At 72.3% G+C, this 19,305-nt stretch carries 19 protein-coding genes; 4 read left to right on the top strand and 15 right to left on the bottom strand.

What is annotated here, in order from left to right; genetic code table 11:
- Positions 1–42: 42 nt before the first annotated feature.
- From FHN55_RS03495 to FHN55_RS24055, 12 genes are all read right to left on the bottom strand, one after another.
- On the bottom strand, positions 43–1,452 hold the full coding sequence (locus FHN55_RS03495) for a FliI/YscN family ATPase (protein WP_218974311.1): 1,410 nt from the start codon (positions 1,450–1,452) through the stop codon (positions 43–45).
- Positions 1,449–2,141, bottom strand: coding sequence for a FliH/SctL family protein (locus FHN55_RS03490; RefSeq protein ID WP_139710839.1), 693 nt, complete (start codon positions 2,139–2,141; stop codon positions 1,449–1,451). Before FHN55_RS03490 ends, FHN55_RS03495 begins: the two co-directional genes overlap by 4 nt.
- Complete coding sequence (gene fliG, locus FHN55_RS03485) at positions 2,125–3,156, bottom strand: flagellar motor switch protein FliG (RefSeq protein ID WP_139710837.1); 1,032 nt, start codon at positions 3,154–3,156, stop codon at positions 2,125–2,127. Before fliG ends, FHN55_RS03490 begins: the two co-directional genes overlap by 17 nt.
- 6 nt (positions 3,157–3,162) lie before the next feature.
- Positions 3,163–4,761, bottom strand: a complete 1,599-nt coding sequence (gene fliF, locus FHN55_RS03480; RefSeq protein WP_139710835.1) for a flagellar basal-body MS-ring/collar protein FliF — start codon at positions 4,759–4,761, stop codon at positions 3,163–3,165.
- Positions 4,761–5,162 carry a flagellar hook-basal body complex protein FliE gene (locus FHN55_RS03475; protein ID WP_139710833.1) on the bottom strand — a complete coding sequence of 134 codons (402 nt, stop codon included), beginning with the start codon at positions 5,160–5,162 and terminating at the stop codon, positions 4,761–4,763. The genes fliF and FHN55_RS03475 overlap by 1 nt, the downstream gene beginning before the upstream one ends.
- Position 5,163: 1 nt before the next feature.
- Positions 5,164–5,583, bottom strand: coding sequence for a flagellar basal body rod protein FlgC (locus FHN55_RS03470; protein WP_139710831.1), 420 nt, complete (start codon positions 5,581–5,583; stop codon positions 5,164–5,166).
- Positions 5,584–5,590: 7 nt separating this feature from the next.
- Positions 5,591–5,935, bottom strand: coding sequence for a flagellar basal body protein (locus FHN55_RS03465; RefSeq protein ID WP_139710829.1), 345 nt, complete (start codon positions 5,933–5,935; stop codon positions 5,591–5,593).
- A gap of 150 nt (positions 5,936–6,085) precedes the next feature.
- Positions 6,086–7,357 (bottom strand): EAL and HDOD domain-containing protein, encoded by a 1,272-nt coding sequence (locus FHN55_RS03460; RefSeq protein ID WP_139710827.1) that lies wholly within the window; start codon positions 7,355–7,357, stop codon positions 6,086–6,088.
- Positions 7,358–7,361: 4 nt separating this feature from the next.
- Entirely contained in the window at positions 7,362–7,700 is a 339-nt protein-coding gene (locus FHN55_RS03455) for a hypothetical protein (protein WP_139710825.1), read from the bottom strand.
- On the bottom strand, positions 7,697–8,140 hold the full coding sequence (fliS, locus tag FHN55_RS03450) for a flagellar export chaperone FliS (protein WP_139710823.1): 444 nt from the start codon (positions 8,138–8,140) through the stop codon (positions 7,697–7,699). Before fliS ends, FHN55_RS03455 begins: the two co-directional genes overlap by 4 nt.
- A 39-nt stretch (positions 8,141–8,179) precedes the next feature.
- The gene (gene fliD / locus FHN55_RS03445; protein ID WP_139710821.1) at positions 8,180–9,523 is read right to left on the bottom strand and encodes a flagellar filament capping protein FliD; all 1,344 of its coding nucleotides are present in this window, start codon (positions 9,521–9,523) and stop codon (positions 8,180–8,182) included.
- A 177-nt stretch (positions 9,524–9,700) separates the two neighbouring features.
- Entirely contained in the window at positions 9,701–11,008 is a 1,308-nt protein-coding gene (locus FHN55_RS24055) for a flagellin (RefSeq protein ID WP_218974310.1), read from the bottom strand.
- Positions 11,009–11,156: 148 nt separating this feature from the next.
- Between FHN55_RS24055 and FHN55_RS03435 the strand changes: the two genes are divergently transcribed.
- From FHN55_RS03435 to FHN55_RS03425, 4 genes are read left to right on the top strand one after another with little or no spacing between them, the layout of a single operon-like run.
- Positions 11,157–13,169: a glycosyltransferase family 2 protein gene (locus FHN55_RS03435; protein WP_180357617.1), complete on the top strand. Its 2,013-nt coding sequence runs from the start codon at positions 11,157–11,159 to the stop codon at positions 13,167–13,169.
- Positions 13,170–13,228: 59 nt separating this feature from the next.
- Positions 13,229–14,080: a hypothetical protein gene (locus FHN55_RS22520; RefSeq protein ID WP_180357616.1), complete on the top strand. Its 852-nt coding sequence runs from the start codon at positions 13,229–13,231 to the stop codon at positions 14,078–14,080.
- Positions 14,077–15,240, top strand: a complete 1,164-nt coding sequence (locus FHN55_RS22515; protein ID WP_180357615.1) for a glycosyltransferase family 2 protein — start codon at positions 14,077–14,079, stop codon at positions 15,238–15,240. Before FHN55_RS22520 ends, FHN55_RS22515 begins: the two co-directional genes overlap by 4 nt.
- Positions 15,237–17,072 (top strand): glycosyltransferase, encoded by a 1,836-nt coding sequence (locus FHN55_RS03425; RefSeq protein ID WP_180357614.1) that lies wholly within the window; start codon positions 15,237–15,239, stop codon positions 17,070–17,072. The genes FHN55_RS22515 and FHN55_RS03425 overlap by 4 nt, the downstream gene beginning before the upstream one ends.
- 18 nt (positions 17,073–17,090) lie before the next feature.
- On the opposite strand, the gene FHN55_RS03420 is transcribed toward FHN55_RS03425, so the two are convergent.
- From FHN55_RS03420 to FHN55_RS03410, 3 genes are read right to left on the bottom strand one after another with little or no spacing between them, the layout of a single operon-like run.
- Positions 17,091–17,741, bottom strand: a complete 651-nt coding sequence (locus FHN55_RS03420) for a formyltransferase family protein (RefSeq protein WP_139710816.1) — start codon at positions 17,739–17,741, stop codon at positions 17,091–17,093.
- Positions 17,738–18,865 carry a DegT/DnrJ/EryC1/StrS aminotransferase family protein gene (locus FHN55_RS03415; RefSeq protein WP_139710813.1) on the bottom strand — a complete coding sequence of 376 codons (1,128 nt, stop codon included), beginning with the start codon at positions 18,863–18,865 and terminating at the stop codon, positions 17,738–17,740. Before FHN55_RS03415 ends, FHN55_RS03420 begins: the two co-directional genes overlap by 4 nt.
- Complete coding sequence (locus FHN55_RS03410; protein WP_257570664.1) at positions 18,849–19,238, bottom strand: FdtA/QdtA family cupin domain-containing protein; 390 nt, start codon at positions 19,236–19,238, stop codon at positions 18,849–18,851. Before FHN55_RS03410 ends, FHN55_RS03415 begins: the two co-directional genes overlap by 17 nt.
- Positions 19,239–19,305 lie beyond the last annotated feature (67 nt).

The following is a 19,305-nucleotide window of genomic DNA, read 5'->3' as shown; positions in this document are numbered from 1 at the left end:
CCGTCGTCGTGGTCGTCGTCGTGGTCGTCGTGGTCGTGGTGCTCAGAGCCCGGCGACCGGGTTGCGGGCCACCACGCCGGCCAGCGCGTCCCACGCGTCGTCGGTGGACGTGCGGTCCTCGACGTCCTGGCGCAGGAACGCGTCGATGTCGGCGCGTGCGCCGATGGCGGCGTCGGTCAGCGGGTTGGAGCCGGGCACGTACGCGCCGACGTCCACGAGGTCCTGCGCCTCGCGGCGCGCGGCCATGAGGCGGCGCACGTGCGTGGCGAGGCCGCGCTGCTCGCGGGTGGTGACGCGCGAGGCCACGCGGGAGACCGAGCCGAGCACGTCGATGCTCGGGAAGTGCCCCGCGGTGGCGAGGTCGCGGTCGAGCACCACGTGCCCGTCGAGGATGGAGCGGGCGGCGTCGGCGATCGGCTCGTTGTGGTCGTCGCCGTCCACCAGCACCGTGTAGATGCCGGTGATCGAGCCGGTGGCGCCGGTGCCGGCGCGCTCGAGGAGGCGGGGCAGCAGCGCGAAGGTGCTCGGCGGGTAGCCGCGGGTGGCGGGGGGCTCCCCCACCGACAGGCCGATCTCGCGCTGCGCCATGCAGAAGCGGGTGAGGCTGTCCATCATCAGCAGCGCGTTCATGCCGAGGTCGCGGAAGTGCTCGGCGATGGTGGTGGCCACCATCGCGGCGCGCAGGCGCACCAGCGGCGGCTGGTCGGAGGTGGCGACGACGACGACGGAGCGCGCGAGGCCCTCGGGACCGAGGTCGTCCTCGATGAACTCGCGGACCTCTCGGCCGCGCTCGCCGATGAGGGCGATGACGTTGACGTCGGCCTCGGTGCCGCGGGCGACCATCGACAGCAGCGTGGACTTGCCGACGCCGGAGCCGGCGAACAGGCCGATGCGCTGGCCGCGGCCCACCGGGGTCATGGCGTCCAGGGCGCGCACGCCGGTGCCCATGGGGGTGTCGATGCGCTCGCGCTTGATGGGGTCGGGGGCGGGGTTGTCGATCGGCACCCAGGCGGTGGCCTGCGGCTTGCCGAGCCCGTCGATGGGGCGGCCGAGGCCGTCGAGCACCCGGCCCATGAGGCCGATGCCCACGGGGATGCGCTGGCTGCGGCCCATCGCGAGCACCGGCTGGCCGGCGCGCAGGCCCTGGCCGACCGGGGGCGTGCCCAGCGGCATGCAGGTCACGTGGTCGGGCGCGACGGCCACGACCTCGGCGTCGATCCCCTGGCCGGTGGTGGTGAGGTCACCGGTGAGGATGCGGACGATGTCGCCGACGGGGGCGCGCAGGCCGGCTGCCTCGATGGTGAGGCCGACGGCGCGGCGGACGGTGCCGGTGACCTGCGGGGCGCCAGCGGCCTCCGCACGGCGCATGATCGCCGGCAGGGCGATCCCGGGAACGCCGATGGCCGCGGCGGGCGAGCCCGGCGCGGCGGCGAGGTCGGACAGGCGGCTCATGCGCGGGGTCCCTGGGCGGACGGGCGGGCGGCGCCGCGCAGCTGGCCGCGGATGCGCGCGAGGGCGGTGTCGGTGCGCGCGTCGACGAGGCCGCCGGGGAACTCGGCGAACGCGTCACCGGGCGCCAGGCGCGGGTCGGCGACGATCGTCACCTGGTGCTCGGCCAGGGCCACCAGGGCTTCGGCGCTGCGCATCTGCTCCACCACGGCGAGGTCCTCCGGGTTGAGGCGGACGGTGATGTCCGCGTGGGTGGGGGCGGCGTCGAGGGCCCGGCGCAGCGCGGTCAGGCCACGCATCCCGTCGTCCTCGATCTCCCGGCCGATGACGACCTCGGCGAGGTCGACGACGGCGATGGCGACGGCGTCGGCCACGGCGTCCAGCTGCGGCGCCGTGCGGGCGCGCAGCTCGTCGGCGGCGGCCTCCAGGGAGGCGATGGCCTGGGCGACCTGCGCCTGCAGCGCCTCGCGCTCGGCGGCCGCGCGGGCCCGCAGCTCGGCGATGACGCGGCGCTCCTCCTCCGCGGCGGCGGCGACGCCCTGCGCCCAGCCCGCGGCGTAGCCGGAGGCCTGGGAGGTGGCGGCGACGTTCTGGGAGGCGAACGCGGCGGCGGTGGCGTGGGCGTCCACGGCGGTCCGGCTCCCCGGCAGCGGCGTGAAGACCGCTGCGTGGGGGCTAGGCGACGAACTCATCGTCGGACTCCCTCTGGATCGTGATCTGGCCGGACTCCTCGAGCTGGCGGATCGCGGCCACCACCGCGGAGCGGCCCTCCTCGGCCTGCGAGAGGCGGACGGCGCCCATGAGCTCCATCTCCTCGAGCAGGTTCTCCTTGGCCCGGGCGGAGACGTTGTTGAGGATCTTGTCGCGCAGGTCGTCGCGGGCGCCCTTGAGCGCCACCGCCAGCGTGCCGGCGTCGACCTCGCGCAGGACCAGCTGCATCGCCTTGTCCTCGAGGGACAGGATGTCCTCGAAGGTGAACATCGACGCGCGGATCTGGTCGGCCAGCACCGGGTCGCGCTTGGCCAGCTCCTCGAGCAGCTGCTTGCTGGTGCCGGCGTCGGTGCGGTTGATGATCTCCACGAGCGGCTGCATGCCGCCGACCACCTCGTCGACCTGCGCGGTGAGCACCGCGCCGGCCTTGCGGCGGATCGACTCCGCGACGATGCCCACGATGTCGGGCGAGGTGCGCTCCATCGTGGCGATGCGCTGCGCGACGTCGGCCTGGACCTCCGCGGGGAAGGTGACCAGGGCCGCCGAGGCCTGGTGGGACCGCAGGTGCGCCATGACCAGGGCGATCGTCTGCGGGGTCTCGCCCTGCAGGAACGACACCATCTGGCGGGTGTCGGCCTCCTCCAGGAAGAGGAACGGCTGCTTGTCGTCACCGCCCTTGAGGCGGTCGATCATCTCGCCGGCCGCCTCCTTGCCCAGGGACGCCTCGAGCATCGCCTTGGCGAAGCCGGGACCGCCCTGGCCGAGGGCCGCCGGGCCCACCAGCTCGCCGAAGCCCGCGATGAGCACCTCGTCGGCCAGCTCCGGGTCGACCTCGCCGAGGCGCATGAGCTCGACGGTGATGAGCTCCACCTCCTCCGGGTCGAGCAGGGCCATGAGGAGGGCGGAGCGCTCGGGGCCGAGCTGCACGAGCAGCACGGCCGCCTTCTGCGGGCCGGTGAGGCTCGCGATGGAGCGCGTGGCGAGGCTGGTGGCCATGGCGGGTCAGCCCTTCTTCGAGGCGGCGAGCCAGCCGCGGAGCAGGTTGGCGACCTCGGCCGGCTGGGTGTCCACCAGCTGGCCGAACTCCTGGCGGCGCAGCGCCTCCGGCTCGGGGTCAGGAGCCACCAGCAGGTGGCTGTCGTCCACGGCGGGGGCGAGCGCGGTCATCGGGGCGGGTGCGAGGGGCGTCTCGGGGTAGAGGCGCTCGAGCTCACCGAGGTCCACCGCCTCGCGGCGGTTCTTCTTCACGGCGCGGCGCCAGGCGACGAGCAGGACGATCGCCAGCAGGAGCACGCCCAGGGCGATGGCGCCCTGCTTGATGAGCGCCCACTGCTCCTCGCTCTTCTGCTCCGCCTCGGCCGCAGCCAGGTCCTTCGCCGCAGCGTCAGCGGCGGTGGTGTCGAAGGTCGCGGGGGTGATGACGACCTGGTCCCCGCGGGCCTCGTCGAAACCCGCCGCCGCGGCGATGGCCGCCTGCAGGTTCTGCTGGCCGATGCCGGCGAGGGCCGCCTGGTCGACCATGACCGCCACCGACTGCCGCTCGACGGCGCCAGGAGCCACCACGGTGTTGTCCACCACGGTGTTGTTGGCGTTGTCCTGGGTGTTCTCCTTCTTGGAGTACCCGCCCTGGCCGGCGGTGGTGCCGGCGCCCGCCGTGGTCTCGGTGCCGTCCACGCCGAGCACGCCGTTCGCGCCGAGCGCCCCTCCTACGTTCGCGTTGCCGCCGTTGTAGACCTCCTCCTTGGTGGAGATCGAGCTGGGCAGCGCACCGCTGGGGGTGTAGGTGGTGGACAGGCGGTTGGTCTGGTCGAAGTTCAGCGTGGCGTTGACCGACGCGATCGCCTTGCCGGGGCCGAGGGTCTTGTCGAGCATCGACTGGATCGCGGACTGCGTCTTGGTCTCGTAGGCGGCCGTCTGCTCGTCGCCCTGGCCGACAGCGCCCTGGCCGGCTGCGGACAGCAGCTCGCCCTGGGCGTCGGAGACGGTCACCTGCTTCGGGTCGAGGTTGGGCACCGAGGAGGAGACCAGCTGGATGATCGCGTTGACCTGGTCGTCCGTGGCCTTGGTGATGCCCGTGTCGATGAGGATGGACGCCTTGGTCGGCTCCTTCGACTCGCTGTAGACCGTCTCCTCCGGCACCGCGAGGTGGACGACGGCGGACTGCACGCCGTCCATCTGCTCGATGGTCGTGGCGAGGTCCTGCTCGACCGCGCGCTGGTAGGTGACCTTCTGCTGGAACTGCGTGGCGGTGATGCCCTGCTCGTCGAGCAGCGCGAAGCCGCCCTTCTGCTTGGGCAGGCCCGCCGCCGCGATGGTCATCTTGGCGGAGGAGGCCTGGTCGGCGGGCACGTTGACGGACCCGCCGGAGTACTCCCCGGTGATGCCCGCGCCCTGCAGGGCCGCGGTGATGTCGGCGGCGTCGGCGTCGGAGACGCCGCTGGCGACCGGCACCAGGTCCGGCTTCGAGGCGTAGGTGTAGAACGCCGAGCCGCCGAGCACCAGGACGCCGATGCCGATGACGGCGAGCACCTTCTGGCCCAGGGACAGGGAGTTCACCTGGGCGCCCAGCTTCTTGAGCTGGTCCATCAGCTGCGGGGGCATCAGAACTGCATCCTCATGATCTCGGAGAACGCCTCGAGGGCCTTGTTGCGGAGGGCCACGGTCACCTGCGCCGCCATGCCGGCCTCGGCCGCGGCGACGGTGTAGTCGTGGACGTCGTTGAGGTCGCCGGTGGCGGCCTGGACGGCGAGCGCGGAGCTCTTGGACTGCAGCGCCTGCACGTTCTCGAGGCTGGAGGCCAGCGTCGCCGCGAACCCGGTCGATCCGGTGGACCTCGTGCCCGACGCGCCGGTGAGGGCCTGCGCCGCCGCCGCGAGGGCGTCGGCGTTCGCGGTGGAGTCGGTGCCGCCGGCGCCTGCGGCGCTGGCGGCACCTCCCTTCAGGAGGGCTGCGTACTGCTCGAGGGCGGAGCTGCCGCCGCCGAGCGGGAGGATGCCGGCCACGTCACTTCGCTCCGATGTTGATGGCGGCCTCGTAGGAGGCGCGGGCGCGCTCGACGACGGCGGCGTTGGCCTGGTAGGCGCGCTGGCTGATGATCAGCTGGCCCATCTGGCTGTTCATGTCGATGTCGGGCATCTTCACGTAGCCGTCCTCGTCGGCGAGGGCGTTGGACGGGTCGTAGACCAGGCGCCCCTCGCCGCTGCCGAAGGCCACGCCGGCCACCTCGACACCGCCGGGGCTGCTGCCCGTGTGGTCGGTGCCGTAGTCCCTGGCCTGGGCGACCACGAAGCGCTGCCGGAAGGCGTCCTCGTCGGTGCGGGACACGTTGTTGATGTTCGCGATGTTGTCGCCGACCGCGTCCATCCACTTGCGGGCGAGCGTCATGCCGGACCCGGAGGCCTTGAGGGCGTCGAACAGGCTCATGGCGGCTTCAGCTCGTCTTCAGGGCGTTGGCGACGGAGGAGAACTTGCTGCTCATGGCCTGAGACACGAGCTGGTAGCGCAGCTGGGTGTCGAGGTTGGACAGCGTCTCGGTGTCGAGGTCGACGTTGTTGCCGTCCTCGCGGGTCGGCGCGGTCATGTCGCGCGACTCGGTGGTCGGGGCGACACCGCTGCCACCCTCCACGGCCTGGCGCAGCGCGGACTCGAAGTCGACGCGGGCGGCCAGGTAGTGCGGGGTGTTGATGTTGGCGATGTTGTCCGCGGTGGCGCGCTGGCGTGCGGCAAGCCCGTCGAGGGCCGAGCGCAGCGCGGCGGAGCTGACGGAGTCGAACACGGGGCCTCCACAGAAGCGGGCTGCCTGGCAGTCCCGCGAGGGGTTGGCCGTGTCCGTGGCCGCTGGGTGAGCGATCCGTCGCTCAGAGGAGTCATCGGCAGACCGAGTGACGTCCTTGAGCCCGAGCGGGTGACGCGTTCTGAGGAGCCTTCAGGAGGTGAGCATGGCCGTCAGGCCGGCTGCCTCGGACAGGGCGCGCGCGTAGGCGCGCCCCGCTTCCACGGGCGAGGACGCCTCGCCGCGCGGCGCCGGTGCCGCGGGGCTGGCCTCGGTGGACAGGACGGCGGCGAGCGCCGTGCCGACCGGGCCCTCGAACTCCGTGAGCGCACCGCGCAGGGAGTCGGGCACGTTGACGGTGGAGAGCAGCTCGTCCACGGACATGCCCATGGCCTCGGCGGTGCCGGAGAGCAGGCCGGCGGTGTAGGCCTCCTGCGAGCGGTCGACGGCGAGGCGCGCGACGGCACCGGCTCGGGCGAGCACGAAGGTCAGGGCGGCGCGCCCTTGGCCCCCGCCGGCCCCGGTGCTGGCGCCCACCACGGTGAGCGCCGCCCAGGACGACAGGGTGCGCCGGCCCACCAGCGCGATCGCGTGACCGACGGAGCTCACCGGCGACAGCGTCGCGACGGCGGAGGAGCTCGCGAGGCGCAGCACGCGGAAGCTGAGAGCGGGATCGGCCAGCACGAGCCGCTCGACCTCGGCAGTGGGGGTGTCGGGGTCACCCAGGGCGACCAGCAGGCGCAGGGCCGAGACCCGCGCGGGGTTCATGGACGCGCTCTCGTGGACCACCGGGCGCTGCACCCAGTAGCCCTGGAACAGGTCGACGCCGAGGGCGCGGCAGCGCTGGAAGTCCTCCAGGCTCTCCACCCGCTCGACGACGATGAGCGCGCTCGGGTTGTGCTCGCGCACCACGCAGATCAGCTGCTCGACGTGGTCGAACCTGTCGACCAGCCGGCCCTCCGCGTCGAGGAAGACGTCCTCGGCCGGGGGCAGCACCAGCTTGACGAACTGCGCCAGCGGCAGGGTGGGCAGGCGGTGGGCCTCGCCCTCGAAGTCGTCGACGGCCAGGGAGAAGCCGCGCTGGCGCAGCCGGTGGGCGCCGGCCATCACCTCGTCGTCGACGACGATCTCCTCGGTGAGCTCCAGGACGACGTCCTCGAGGCCGGGGGCCAGCGGCAGCTCACCGACCACGAAGGCGCGGGTGAGGTTGACGAAGAAGCGGGACCCGGTGGACAGGGTCCGGTCGCCGAAGTCACCGAGGACCGCGGTCAGCACCTGCGAGGTCGCCGCGTCGTGCTCCGCCTGGCTGTGCAGGTTCGCCGCGTCGGCGCCACCGGCGCGGAACAGCAGCTCGTAGCCGACGAGGTTGAGGTCGCGGTCCACGATGGCCTGGCGGCCGACGCGGACGTGGGTGCTGTGCGGCACGCGGCTAGACCGCCCTGTCGACGTACACCGGCGGTGGCGCGGTGCCGAGGTCGAGGCGGGCGTGAAGCTGGGTGGACCGGCGCTGCTCGCGGCGGATGCCGGCCATGGCGCGCTCCACGCGCGCGGTCAGGTCCTGGTGGCGCGCCAGCAGGGCGGCGGCGCGGGGTGCGAGCTCGGCGGGAAGCGGCACGGCGGGAGCCTGCCACGTCGGGCGGACCTCCGGGACGACGTCGGCCGCGCTCTCCAGCAGGAGGGCGCGCTCGGTCTCGACGAGGTCGAGCTCGAGGGCGTCGAGGGAGGCGCCCCAGACGGTGCGGGGGTCGGTGCTGGGTCCTTCGGTCACGCCACTCCCCCGAAGGAGCGGGCCGCTGTGGTCGCGGCGACGGCCGGCGTCGTGGTCACCGAAGGGATGCCGGTCACGGCCTGGCGCCAGGCGTCGGCGAGCGGCTCGACGACCACGCGCAGCTGCGCGGTGAGGTCGGCGTTGCGCGTCACGTTGGCGGTGACGAGCTCCTTCTGGAGCCAGCCGTAGAGGGCGGCGAGCTCCTTGGCGCCGGCCCAGGCGTCGTGGTCGAGCGCGCCGTCGAGCTCGGCGATGATGGCCTGGGCGTGCTGGAGCTGGGCGTTGGCCTTCTCGAGGTCACCGGCGCGCTGGGCGGCCTCGGCGCGGCCGAGGTCGAGCACCAGGCGGTCGGCGAGCAGCACCAGCAGCGTCTGCGGGGACGCGGCAGCGACGCCGTCGCTGATGAAGCGGGCGCGGCGGGTCTGCAGGGCGTAGGTCATGGATCAGGTCCTTCCGTCGGCGGCGACGTCTGTCGACGGTCAGTTGTTCTCGAACTGCTTCAGGGCGGCGGTGAGGCTGTTGCCCTGGTCGGAGAGCTTGCCGAGGGCCACCTCGAGCGCGGCGTACTGCGACTCGAGGCGCTTCTGCTTGCTCGCGAGGCGGTCGTCCCAGTCGGCGATGCTCTGGGTCATCGTCTTGGCGGTGGTCTGGCCGCCGTTGACGTAGCCGGTCACCGAACCGCTGACCGGGTCGCTGGCCAGCTTGCCGATGCTCTGCACCGTGTCCGCGAACTTCTGGACCACCGCGGCGGCCTGCGCCGGGTCCTTGGCGTAGAGCTTGCTGAAGGCGGCGGCGTCGAAGGTCACCGTGCCGTCCCGCTGAGCGGAGAAGCCCGCCTGGGTCGCGTTGACGCCGGTGGTGGTGCCGCCAGCGCTGGTGGTGGTCGCGTTCACGGTGACGGAGCCCACCAGCTGGCCTGCGAGGTCGCGCAGGGTGCTGTTCCCCCGGAGCAGCCCTCCGCTGGTGGAGCTGGCTGTCTGTCCGGTCGCCAGGGCCTTGGTGTGGAACTGGATGTCGCCCAGCACGTTGTTCATCGCGGTGACGAGAGTCGCGATCTTGGAGGAGATCGCGCTCTGGTCCACCGAGGTGCTGACGGTCACCGTCTTGTCCTTCGCGGAGACGGTGACGTCCACGCCGGCCATCAGGCCCGTGAAGGTGTTGGTGCTCGAGCTGATGGTGACGGCACCGGAGCCCGCGGAGGGGTCCCCCATGGTGATCTGCGCGTTCTGCCCCTGCTTGACGACCGTGGAGACGTCGTCGCCGTTGCTGTCCGTGAAGCCGGTGCCGCTGACGCCGAAGGTGTTGTCAGACCCGGTGTCCTTGGCCGTGAGCTGGAGGCGCTGCGACGTACCGTCGTTGACGACGGTCGCGGTGACCTTGGCGTCCTTGTCCTTGTTGATGCTGTCGGCCAGCGCCGAGACCGTGTCAGCCGCGTAGCTGGCGCTGCCGATGGAGATCGCCGGTGAGCTCGAGCCGGACGGGATCGCGTCGCTGAGGACGACGTGCGCCGTGGCGAGCTGCTTCACGGTGAAGGTGATGGACCCGGGTGTCGCCGACGAGGACGCCGTCGCCGAGACCGAGGAGTCGCTGCTCCTGGCGCTGGCCGTCGTGAAGGTCTTCGCCGAGGCGAGGTCAGCGGCCAGGCTCGTCATCGAGGCGGCCTTGGAGTTGATCGCCTGGGCTGCGGTCACCTGGGAGTTCGTCTTGCTCAGGGAGGTCTTGAGCTCGTCCTGGGGCGCCCTCGCGATGGACATGAGCTGGCTGATGATGGTCTTGGTGTCGAGACCAGTCACCAGGCCGGTCACCGCGGACGTGGAGGCCATGGGGGCGCCTTTCGCTCGGACGTGCTCGTCGAGGAGTGCATCGTCACGACGAGACGCGCACTTGAGGTGCTACGGGTCCGGCTGCTGCACCCGANNTCGGGTGCAGCAGCCGGACCACGAGAACCACCGCTGCCGGTGGCCGGCTGATCGCTCAGCCGACCACCAGCAGCGCCGGGCTCAGCCCTGCAGCAGGGAGAGGACCGACTGCGGCAGGTTCTTGGCCTGGGCCAGCATCGCGGTGCCGGCCTGCGCCAGGATCTGCTTGCTCGTGAACTTGGTCATCTCCTGAGCCATGTCCACGTCGCGGATGGAGCTCTCGGACGCCGTCAGGTTCTCGGTCGCGGTGCCGAGGTTGGCGATGGTGTGCTCCAGGCGGTTCTGCACAGCACCGAGGTTGGCTCGGGTCGTGGAGACCGTCTTGATGGCGTCGTCCAGCAGCTTGATGGCCGAGGACGCGCCGGTGCCGGCGGCGAAGACCGGGGTGGCCTCAGCGATGTCAGTGGCCGAGCCGCTGGTGGCGACACCGCCGGTGCCGGTGTAGCCGCTGATCGCGTCCGTCACCTTGAAGGTGAGCTGGGTCGGCGCGCCGGTGCTCACCGAGAACGGGTTGGTGGTGACGCCGAGCGCGGCCTTGGCGGCGGTGTTCAGCGCGGCAAGGGCCTCGGTGACATCGGTCTTGCCGTCAACGGTGACGGTGTCGGCGGACTTGCCGTAGTCGACGGTGCTGAGGTCGAAGACCTTGCCACCGAAGCTGATCGTGCCGGTCAGGTTCTTGAACGAGTCGACCGTGGCCGTGGCACCGGTACCGACGAAGTTGTCCTGCGTCGAGCCCTGGGCGTAGAAGGTCACGGTCGCCGCGGACGTGGTCGAGGCGTTCGCGTACACCGCGGTACCAGCGGCGGTGCCGGTGGCCGCCGAGGTGTACTTGCCGGTGCCGGTCATGTCGACACCGGACACGCCAAGACCGGACGAGCTCATCGACGTGCTCACGCCGATGGAGATGGTCTCGCCCTGGTTGGCGCCCACCTGGAACGTCCCGCTGAAGGAGCCGTCGAGCAGCGCCTTGCCGTTGAACGTGGTGGTCTTGGCGATGCGGTCCAGCTCCGACTTCAGCTGCGAGACCTCGGCCTGGATGTTGGCCTTGGCGTCGCTGTTGACCGAGGCGTCGCTGGCGGCCTGGACCGCCAGGGTGCGCATGCGCTGCAGGATCGAGGTGCTCTCGGACAGGGCGCCCTCAGCCGTCTGGACGACGTTGATGCCGTCCTGGGAGTTGCGGGTCGCCTGGGTGAGGCCCTGGATCTGGGAGCGCAGCCCCTCGGAGATGGCCAGGCCGGCCGCGTCGTCCGCAGCGCGGTTGATGCGGTAGCCGCTCGACAGCTTCTCGAGGCTCTTGGACAGCTGGGACTGCGTGGTGCTCAGGTTCCGGTACGTGTTGAACGCAGCGGTGTTGTTGTTGACCGAGAGGCCCATGTCGAATTCCTCCATGACTGGTGGGGTGGTGCTGCGATGCCCGTCCGTGGGCGATCACCAGGTCCATCGGCCGGGGGTCACGACCGCTGAAGGTTTTTCGCTCGGCATCCGTGTGACACCCGTTCGGCTCAAGCCAGCGCCCCCTGTGGCCGACAAGTCCCCTGTGACCGCATCGGAGAACACGCCCGCGACCACCGTCGTCGTCCACTGCGGCGAGCTCGACGGCGGCAGGCTCGAGCGCCGCCTGCGCGAGGTCGTGTCCACGACCTCCCAGCACGCGCGCGTCATCGCGACCGTCGTCGCCCCGCGACGACTGTCCCCGAGCACCGCTCAGCGGTGCGAGCTCGCCGTCGTGCGCGACGGAGGGGCCGCGCTTCTCGCTGCCGAGGTCGCCGGCCCGTCCTGCGTCCTGGTGCTGCCCTTCGGGGCGCGCACTCGACCGGGGTGGGACGTCGAGGTCCTGGAGCAGCTCGCCGGGCGAGGAGACCAGATCGGGGTCCTCCGCGTGGGGTCCCACCACCTGTTCGCCTACCCCGAGTCCGTCACGAGCCTCGATGCGCCGCGGCTCGCGCTGCGTCCCGTCGACGCCCTCCTGGCCGGGACCGGAAGGACCAGCCCCGCCGGCGGCCCGACGCTCGGCGCCGTCCTCATCGTCAAGGACGAGCAGGCGCGGCTCGGTGACTGCCTGACCGCGCTGGTGGACGCCGTCGACGAGGTGGTCGTGTACGACACCGGGAGCACGGACGACACCGTGGCGATCGCCCGCTCGGCCGGGGCGACGGTGGTGGAGGGCTACTGGGACGACGACTTCTCCGCTGCTCGGAACCGCGCTCTGGCGAGCGCCACGACGGACTGGATCCTGTCCGTGGACGCCGACGAGGTGCTCGTCGCTGACCAGGGCGCCCTGCGCCGCTGGCTGCGTGCCGCGGACGGCGAGCTCGCCCTGGTCCGGATCGTCTCGCCGAGCACTGCGGCGAGCGTCGACGGTGATGAGGTGCGCGCCTACCGCCTCTTCCTGCGCACCAGCGCGCGGTGGGAGGGCGCCCTCCACGAGCAGGTCGTGCCCCGCGAGGGAGCGACCAAGTGGACGCCCTGCAGCACCGCTCCGGAGATGCACCTCCTGCACTCCGGCTACTCCCTGGGTCACGAGAACGTCCAGGGGAAGGCGCAGCGGAACCTCCTGGTCGCCGAGACGGCCGTCCGTGCGATCGCCGAGGACGACCCCCGCTGGCCCGAGGCGACCGTCGCCTACGCGAGGGCACTCGGGCAGGCTGGACGCCACGACGAGTGCATCGAGGTGCTCCGCACTGTCGTCGACCGCGAGGTGACTCCCGGCAACGTCGTCCAGGCAGCACGGGGAGTCGTCCCCCTGCTGCTGCAGCGCGGCCTCCTCCACGAGGCGGCTCAGTGGACCGACCGGGCTGCTCAGGTCGGCGAGACACGCGGCCTCAGCGCTCTGCGTCACGCTCTGGTCCGCTACGGCTGCGGAGAGACCCTGGCCGCTGTGGCCGACCTGCAGCGGCTCGTCGATGGCGGCCGTTCCGCGGGCGACGTCGACCTGTGGGGTCGTGCCTTCGACCTCGACATGGCGGTCATCGCCGTGGCGGACCTGCAGGTCGGCATCGGGCAGGCCCACGTCGCGGCGACGAGCCTGGTGCAGCTCATGGTGGCCGCGCCGCACAAGGTCCCGGTCTCCTCCCTCCTCCAGGCGGTGCTGGCGGCCGGCGGTGACCTCCGCGAGCTCGCCGCACACGTCCCCGACGCGCTGCTGGAGCGGTCGCTGCGCGAGGCACCGGTGGCGGTCCCGGACCTCGCCCTCGCCTGGAGCGCCGCTCTGGCGGACGCTCGCCCCGGCGACCCGCGTCCGCTCGTGGCCGGGAGCGTCCTCGCGGCTCGCACGAGCGTCGAGGTCGCGCTCGAGTGGTCGGTCAGGGTCCGGGAGGCGGGGCTCACCGAGATCTGCCCGCTCCGGACGATCGGTGCCGACGAGGCCCTGCACCCCCGGGCGCGGCTCTTCGCCCTCGGCCTCCTCCACCACGGTCTGGGTGACACCGGCCTCGACGACCAGCTGGACCAGCTGGAGTCGACGGCCGACCCGGCCGACCGCGAGCAGGTCCGAGCCCAGCTCCGCCGCTTCGTGCCGGACGCCGTGCTCACCGCTGTCGGTCCGGCATGACCGTGGACGACGCGAGCCCCGACCGTGGTCAGTCAGGGGCGGCGGGGCCGGTCAGACCCGTGCACCTGTGCCTGGTGCAGCCGGCGGGCTACGCCCACTCCGGCGCGCTGCTCGACCCGCTGGTCTTCTTCCAGGAGGAGTTCGAGCGCGCCGGCGCGCACGTGACAGCCTCCTCCAACACCCTGGTCGCCGGCGCTGTCAACTACATCTTCGGCGCCCACCTGGGCTTCCCCCGAACCCTGCTCGACCAGTACGAGTGCGTGCTCGTGAACCTCGAGCAGCTCGGCCCGGGAGGCGCAGCGCTGCCCTCGGGCTACCTCGACCTGCTGCGCTGCGCGGCAGTCGTGGACTACCACCCCGACAACCTGCCCGCGTACGCGGGCGCCACCGGGTCGGTGACGCTGGTGCGGCTCGGGCCGGTGGCCCACCTCGGGGCGCACGTGACGCCCCTGGAGGACCGCGACATCGACCTGCTCTTCGTCGGCTGCCTCACGCCGCGACGGCTGGAGGTGCTGCACGCCGTGGAGCGCGCCGGACAGGAGGTCACGGTGCTCCAGCGCCCCGTCTACGGTCCCGAGCGGGACGCCCTCGTGCGCCGGGCGCGCGCGGTACTCAACGTCAGCGCCTACGAGGCCAGCCGCTTCGAGCAGGTGCGCGCGTCCCTGGTCCTCTCGTGCGGGACCCCGCTCGTCTCCGAGGCGCGGAGCTGGACCAGCCCGGCCGACCGCCGCTTCCTCCCGCTCGTCCACTGGTTCGACCCGCGCCGGCCGGGAGACTTCTTCCACGACGTCTTCGACACGCCCGCCTTCATGCACACCTCGCGCGAGATGCTGCGCCTGTGGCGCTCCGAGGACGTGCACGAGGACTTCGAGCGGCTGCTCGGGCGCGCGCTCGTGGGGGCGGAGCGATGAGCGAGCAGCACGTGGCGCGCGCTGCGGTGACGGGCCCTCCGCCCGTCGTCTCGGTGGTGATGCCGACCTACAACCGCCCGGAGCTCCTCCGACGCGCGCTGGCCAGCCTGGCCGCGCAGACCTTCGAGGACTTTGAGGTCGTCGTCGTCAACGATGCCGGCACTCCCGTCGACGACGTCGTGGGCGAGTTCTCCTCGAGCCTGTCGATCACCCTGGCCGAGCACACGACCAACGCGGGCCGCTGCGGGGCTCTCAACACCGCGCTCGGACTGGCGCGCGGGACCTTCGTCAACTTCCTCGACGACGACGACATCGCCTACCCGCACCACCTCACCTCGCTGGTCGACGCCGCCGCCGGCGACACCGGAGCGGTGGTCTACTCCCACTGCGTCCGGGTCGCCGAGGACTCGGCGGGCAGGGTCGTGCAGCGCGAGGTCTTCGGTGCCAGCGACTTCGACGCCGAGCGGCTGCTCGTGGAGAACTACATCGTCGGCATGTCAGCGCTCGTCCCCCTGGCCGCGGTCCGCGCGTCCGGGGGCCTGGATCCCGACCTCCGGGTCCTCGAGGACTGGGAGCTGTGGATCCGGCTGTCGGCGCTGCTCCCCTTCCGCCACGTGCCCGTGCCGACGGCCGAGTACCGCTGGCGCTCGGGGACCGGCAACCAGTCCGTCCGCGAGCAGTTCAGGTTCCACACCGCCCTCGAGGCGATCTACGCCAAGCACCCCGTGCCTCGCTCCTCTCCCCTGGCGGCGGCCCGCGGTCAGATGCTGGCGGGCTCCAGCGCGCGTCTGGACGCCTACCCCTACGAGCTGTCGGTCGTCATCCTCTGCGAGGGCTCTGACACTGACGGAGCGGTGGAGTCCGTCCAGGACTTCGCCGTCCACCTCGGAAGCTCCTCAGGGGTCGAGCTCGTCCTCGCCGTGCCTGACCTCCGTGCATGGCGCGGTCTCGTCGACGCCCTCGAGGGCGACGTGCAGGCCTTCGCCACAGGGGACGTGCCCCCCGGAGACGTCCTCCGCTTCCTCCGCGCCCGCGTCAGCGGACGGCGGTTGGCGACGGTCAGGGCCGGTGGTCGGCTCGACCTGGGTCGGCTCGGCGACCTCCTCGCCCGGCCCGAGGGGACTGCCGACGTGACCGCTGCGGCGATGGCTCCGGCGTGAGCGGCCCTGTCGGAGGCGACCGGTTCCTGCTGGTCGTCGGAGGTGGGGCGGAGGATCCGCGCGCACCGCTGGGCGCCGCGGTGTTGAAGCTGCAGGAAGTGCTCGGGCTCGGGGCCGTCGGTGGCTTCGACAGTGCGGCAGCTGCCGGCTCCTGCCTCTCCGGTGAGGTGTCGGAGGTGCTGAGCTGGTGGAGCGAAGCCGTCGGTCCCCTCCGCGTCCTCACCGAGGTTCCGCTCGAAGACCCACCGGGCCAGGCTGAGGTCACGGTGGTCGCCGCGGACGACCTCCTCCACCAGCTCGAGGTCCAGGCGCGAGACAGCGCCTCGCAAGTGGTGCGGACGCCGGACGCCGCCCACCCCCTCAGGGTGCGTGAGCGCTCGCCGCGCGTGAGCGTGCTCATCCCGGTTCACGACCAGGCTCGCTACCTCGACGAGACGATCACGTCCGTCCTGCAGCAGGACTACGACGACTACGAGGTCGTCGTGCTCGACGACGGGTCAGCCGATGGATCGCTGAGCGTGGCTCGCAAGTACGAGTCCGCTCGCGTCAGCGTGATGACACAGCCGAACATCGGCCGCACGGGTCGGCTCGACCTGGTGTTCAACCGCCTGCTCGCGGCCTCGCGCGGCGAGCTGCTCGCCTGGCTGGGTGGCGACGACGCTATGCTCCCTCACCGGCTGAGCGCCCAGGTGGAGGCCTTCGACGCGGATCCCGAACTCGGCGTCTGCCACGGCGCGGCCGAGATCATGGATGCCTCGAGCCGGCCCGGTGGCCTTTCCTGGCACCTGCCCGCCGCCTACACGGACCTCAGCGCCGCCCGTGAGGTCGTGGCGCACAACTTCGTGGGCCACCCTTCGGCGACTGTCCGGCGAAGCGTCCACGATCGCCTGGGTGGTTTCGAACAGGGCCTCGTCTGCGACTACCACTTCTGGTTGAAGTCTGCGGGGCGAGTGCGCTTCCGCTACCTGCCGCGCGGGCTCGTGCGCTACCGGGTCCACGCAGCCGGACTCTCCACCTCGGAGTCTGGCTTGACGCGCACGACCCGTGAGGCCGAGCGCGTGCGAACCGAGTGGGTGGCCACGAGCGACCTGCCGAGCTTCTTCCCCGAGCTGCACGGGAACCGGAACCCCCGGGTCTGGCGCGAGGCCGCGCTCGCGCTCGGCAACCGCCTCCTGACCACCTCACCGGCCGCGGCCGAGCACCTGTACCTCCGGGCCCGCGAGCTGGACCCCGTGGATGGCGACGTCGTGAACCTGGCGGTCAGCCGTGCCCTGCAGGGAGACCTGGACGCCGCGCTGGACGCGCTGCGGGGCATCGACGACCTGGACCTCGCCGCCCGCGCCGGTGCAGCGCTCCGGGCGGGCTCCGTCGACGCTGCCGACCTGTCCTCGCCCGGCCTCCTCCTGGAGCGGGCCCTGGCAGACGGCACCTCGGCCGCCGGTCCCGGCGTGCGCCGCTGGGACGGGACGCCGCTGACCACCGCCACCGCCTACGCGGCGGTCGTGGCGGAGGCCCGTCATCACCTGGGGGTCGTGGGGGCGGCTCTGCAGCGGACGCGGGGCCACCGGGAACTGGCGCGCTGGACCGTGCCCACCCTCGGGCGACCCGACCACGAGGTCTGGGAGCAGACCTGCGCAGACCTCGCTGGGTGGGATCTGGCGGACGCGGCGGAGGTGGCGGTGGAGGTCGTGGATGACCTCGGCTTGCTCCCGCCCGACGGCTCCCGGCTCCAGGGGATGCTCCGGACGGGCGACGACGCCGCTGTCCTCGCGTCCTGGCTGGCTCGCGCCGCTGGGGCTGGGAGCGGACCGGCGGACCCCCACCGCGGCTGACCGCGGCGGGGGCCTGCTTCAGCGTCCGGGACGTCGCAGCCCCGCGCGCTCGATGAGGCGGTGGTCGTCACTGCGCCGGTAAGTGGTCGCCAGGGAGTCGTCCTGCGGACGTGGGCGGAGCTGGTCCAGCCGCGGCAGCGAGTGCACCAGCAGTAGCCAGCCGTGATCCAGAGCCCGCCCGTAGACGTCGACCACCTCGTCGACCTCCGGATAGAGGCTGTACGTGGTCTGGGCGATGACGTCTCCGTCGTCCACGCCTGGCGCGATGTCGTGGAGGGTCACCCCGTGGGAGGTCTCGCCGTTCTCCAGCGCCCACGCGATCGGTGACACGCCTCGGTAGCGGGGCAGAGGCCCGTTGTGGAGGTTGATGGCGCGGTCGCAGTGCTCGAGGAAGGACGGGCGCAGCAGGCGGTCGTAGAACACTGAGATCGCGAGCTCCAGGCGCTCAGGAACCCCCGGCAGCACGAAGGCGTCGGCGGCGGCGCCGCTCTCCGCCACCGGTACGCCCCTCGACCGGGCCCAGTCGCCCAGCGACGCCGTCCAGGACGGCTCGGGCACCACAGGCACCACGGCCTTCAGGTGGAAGTCGTCGCGCTCCAGGAGCCACTCCCCCAGCCGCACGGCGAGGTCGCCCTTGCCCAGCAGCACCACACCGCGAGGTGCGCTCACCGGGCGACCTCCAGAAGGGTGTGGACCACTCGCTCGGCCTGCTGGACCGTGAGGCCCGGACCCGTGGGGAGGCTCAGCACGTCCCGGCACCAGGCCTCGGAGACGGGGAGGCCACCCGCGGGATGGGAGCGACCGGAGTACGCGCCGGACAGGTGCGGCGGCACCGGGTAGTGGACGGAGCACTCCACGCCCGCCCGGTCCATCTGCCCACGCACCCGGTCCCGCTCCGGCAGACGGACCACCTCGAGGTGGTGGGAACTGGTCGTCCCGGCCGCGACGGGCACGGTCCGCACTGCACCGCCCGCTGCCCTGAGCGCGTCCTCGTAGACGGCGGCGGTGGTGCGGCGGCGCGCGTTCCAGTCGTCGAGCTTGGGCAGCTTCACGCGCAGGAACGCCGCCTGAAGCTCGTCCAGGCGCGAGTTCACGCCGGATGACTCGTGGTGGTACTTGGTGCGCGACCCGTAGTTCGCGAGCATCCGGACGCGGTCTGCCACCTCGGCGCTTCGGGTGGTCACCGCACCTCCGTCCCCCAGTGCTCCGAGGTTCTTGCCGGGGTAGAAGCTGAAGGCCGCCGCGTGGCCGAACGCCCCAGCCCTGATCCCGTCGGCCTCGGCGCCGTGGGCCTGGGCCGCGTCTTCGACGACGGCGATGCCGGCGCGCTCGGCGATGGCGCAGAGCTCCGCCATCGGCGCCACGTGCCCGTACAGGTGGACCGGGACGACCGCCGCGGTCCGCGGCGTCACTGCTGCAGCCACCGCCCGCGGGTCGATGACGGGCCGGTCGGGGAGCACGTCCACGCCGACGGGGACGGCGCCCACGGCCTCCACCGCCAGCCACGTCGCGATGAAGGTGTGTCCCGGGACGATGACCTCGTCACCGGGCCCAACCCCCAGCGCGCGGAGGGCGAGGGTCAGCGCGTCCAGGCCGTTCCCCGTGCCGACGCAGTGCTCGGTCCCGCAGTACGCCGCCCACTCCTGCTCGAAGAGCTCGCACTCGGCGCCCCGGACGTAGACGCCCCGGTCCACGACGGCCGTGAAGGCCGCGGCCAGGTCAGCGCGAACCTCGTCGTGGGCGGCGCCGAGGTCCAGGAACGGGACGCGGTCGACGTCAACCGCCGACGACATCGGCCAGGAAGTCGTGGTAGTCGCGGTAGTAGTCGGCCTCGTCGTAGGGCGCGGAGGCCAGCACCATGCAGACCGACCCCGAGGAGAAGTTGTCGATCTCGCGCCACACCATGGGAGTGACCAGGAGACCCTTGTAGGAGCGGTTCAGGTGGACCAGCTTCTTGCTGAACCCGTCGTCGAGGAGCACGTCGAAGCTGCCGGACATGGCGACGATCAGCTGGTGCAGCCCGCGGTGGGCGTGCCCACCCCGCCGCGCACCACCCGGCACGTCGTAGAGGTAGTACACGCGCTGGATGTCGAAGGGCACGTGGACGCCCGCCTCGATGGCGGTCAGGTTGCCACGGGGGTCGTTCACCACCGGCAGGTCCACCACGTGGCACCGGCTCAGCGGCGGCTCACCAGCCGCTCGACGAGGCGCTGCCACGTCGAGCCTGGGCTCG

Origin of the sequence: Streptomyces sp. NP160, assembly GCF_006335115.1 — a bacterium.
Classification (GTDB): Bacteria; Actinomycetota; Actinomycetes; order Actinomycetales; family Quadrisphaeraceae; genus Quadrisphaera.
This window is presented reverse-complemented; position numbering and strand designations above follow the sequence as displayed.